This window comes from Bacillus sp. 491mf, from assembly GCF_900112415.1.
In the GTDB taxonomy this organism is placed as follows: Bacteria; Bacillota; Bacilli; order Bacillales; family Bacillaceae_G; genus Bacillus_A.
Genome location: NZ_FOLV01000088.1, coordinates 1 through 2,542, shown reverse-complemented (window position 1 = coordinate 2,542; position 2,542 = coordinate 1). Strand labels below are relative to the sequence as shown.

Here is a 2,542-nt window from a genome sequence, read left to right as displayed (position 1 = left end):
CATGTGCAATTGATTTACGATAAAACTACTTGCAGTATTTGTAAGTGCAACCGAATACATCAGCACAATCGTATAAATTGAGACGAAATATACTATATTAAAAATGATACTTGCCTTATTTCCGAAATACTCTCTTATTGTACCTGTAATCCCCTCATCAGCAGAATTGGAAGCGTATATCATTTTAGCAAGCGCCCTATGCGAGTAATACATAACTGGATATGCAAGGATGGTAATTAACAGTAATGATAATAACCCACCTGAACCTGCATTAATAGGTAAAAAGAGTACTCCTGCTCCAATTGCTGTTCCAAAAAGACTCAATGCCCAGGTTGTATCCTGTTTATGCCACTTTTTAGGGTCTAGATATTTCTCATTTTTTACTGCAGTATTTTCAGCTTGAAATTCTATGTTTTTTGCAGTATTCCCATTCATATAATAATTCCTCCTTGTACCCTATTCTTACATCCTTTTTAAGGTCTAGGAATATAGACCATTCTTGAAAAATAAATTGCTTACAAGGTGCGCCGTATGTGTGTCCTTCTTCTAAGTTGATCAAAATCGAAACATTCGCTAGTTATCAACCTGATGAATTTGTTAGCGTTTACAAAATATTTTAATTGTATAGTAGTATATTTTAGTGATAATGGCCCTCAATACCCAGACATCCTTAGGAGAACAATAGAGAATAGAATTGTTAACTATTTCACAATATTACCAATAACTGTTTACTGATTTGATTGTTTCTCTCCAAAGATTTTATTTTTAATGGCAATCCCTGTAGGTGTGGCCGCAACTCCGCCTAAACCTGTCTCTCTTAATTCGCGAGGCATCTGTCTTCCAACTCTATACATCGCTTCAATAACTTCGTCAGAATTGATGATATTGTTTACGCCAGCTAATGCGATGTCCGCTGCTGCTAAAGCATTTGCCATTCCGATGGCGTTTCTCTTTACACAAGGAATTTCTACCAAACCAGCGACCGGATCACAAACTAAACCGAGTAAATTTTGTAATGCGGTTGAGAAAGCTTCAGAAGATTGCTGCGGTGTTCCTCCGCCAGCTTCTACCGCTGCTGCTGCAGCCATTGCTGAGGCACTACCTACTTCAGCTTGACATCCTCCGTACGCTCCGGCAATACAAGCGTTATTTGCGACTATCGTTCCAAATAACGCTGAAGTGAATAGAAAATGGATCATATCTTCATGACTTAACTGCAACGTATCTTTAATACTAAATAGGACTCCCGGGATCGTCCCACTCGCACCTGCTGTTGGAGTTGCACAAATAGCTCCTAATGCAGCATTTACTTCATTAACACCGATCGCACTTTGAATCCCTAACACCATCAAATCTCCAGAAAGAGTTTTTCCATTTTCTCGATATTTTTTTATTTTAACAGCATCGCCTCCGGTTAAACCAGTTGGAGAAAATACCCCGTCGCCCTCGACACTTTTATTTATGGCATTTTCCATAGTTGTTAAATTTCTTTCCATTTTACTCCAAACTTCTTCATAAGAAGTTTTAGTTTGTTCGATTTCCTGTTCGATTGCTAATTCATAAATTGGCTTTTGTCTTTTATTAGCTGCATCCACAATTTCTTTTATAGACATATACATATTTTTTCACCTCTTAATGTACTAAAGAATAATGATATTAGCTATATTGCTTAAACTTCCCAATTCCATTTGAACATTACCAGGCAATAGAGAATCCAAAGCAAATGCATATAAATATTTTCCGTTTTCTTCCAAACTATGAAAGTCGTTAATTTCCACATCATATTGTTTAAAGATCCTGCGTAAGACAAATTCAAAGTCAGCTCTTTCGGAAATCGCAATAATAACTGGCAATGGCCCCTGCAGTTCTAAGCTAAATCCGTCAACTTCAACATGTTTGACTTCAATTAATCCGCCGCCGATCGAAATACCCACTGTTCTAATACTTCGACTTTCATCCTCTAAATATACATCTGCCGTATTTGGATGGCCAGCAGGACTATCACCTGCTTTTTCAATAAAGGTAATGTCAATTCCTTTAGATTCTGCTATTTTAATAGCATCTGGCACTCTGCTGTCATCGGTAGCAAATCCTAATATCCCAGCAATAATTGCAAAATCAGTTCCGTGTCCTTTATGGGTTTCAGCAAATGATTCATAATACCTTACCACGACTTTTTTTGGAAGACCTTGAAATAATTTATTGGCAACTGTTCCAATAGCTAAAGCACCTGCAGTATGTGAACTTGAAGGACCTATCATTACCGGCCCAATCACATCAAAACAACTTTTGTATTTAACAACCTTTTTTTCTTTAACAGTTACTAAATTCATGTTCATATCAGCACCCCCATAATTTATTATTTTTAACTGCAGTTGAATCTGAGGTATTGGAATCTCCAATTCCAAATATGTTCCAGCCTTTATTTTCTGCAATTACATTTGTTCCATAAATCAGAACAGGGCAATCTATTAAAATGTCAGCTTGAGAAAGAGATTCAATTGTAATAAAGTGAAACTTTAATCAGTGGGGGTTTTCTTCA

General features: G+C 36.8%; 3 protein-coding genes. All 3 read right to left on the bottom strand.

From position 1 onward, the window contains the following. Positions 1-435: aromatic amino acid transport family protein (locus BM211_RS25670; protein ID WP_305728505.1), on the bottom strand; the 435-nt coding region annotated here is incomplete at its 3' end. 293 nt (positions 436-728) lie between these two features. Then, positions 729-1,619, bottom strand: a complete 891-nt coding sequence (gene sdaAA / locus BM211_RS25665; protein WP_035434872.1) for an L-serine ammonia-lyase, iron-sulfur-dependent, subunit alpha — start codon at positions 1,617-1,619, stop codon at positions 729-731. Between the two features lie 21 nt (positions 1,620-1,640). Beyond that, positions 1,641-2,339, bottom strand: a complete 699-nt coding sequence (sdaAB, locus tag BM211_RS25660; protein ID WP_035434870.1) for an L-serine ammonia-lyase, iron-sulfur-dependent subunit beta — start codon at positions 2,337-2,339, stop codon at positions 1,641-1,643. Positions 2,340-2,542 lie beyond the last annotated feature (203 nt).

Excerpts from the sequence above, each read along its gene's own strand:
- sdaAB (WP_035434870.1), bottom strand. The coding sequence starts at position 2,339 with ATGAACATGAATTTAGTAACTGTTAAAGAAAAAAAGGTTGTTAAATAC.
- sdaAA (WP_035434872.1), bottom strand. The coding sequence starts at position 1,619 with ATGTATATGTCTATAAAAGAAATTGTGGATGCAGCTAATAAAAGACAA.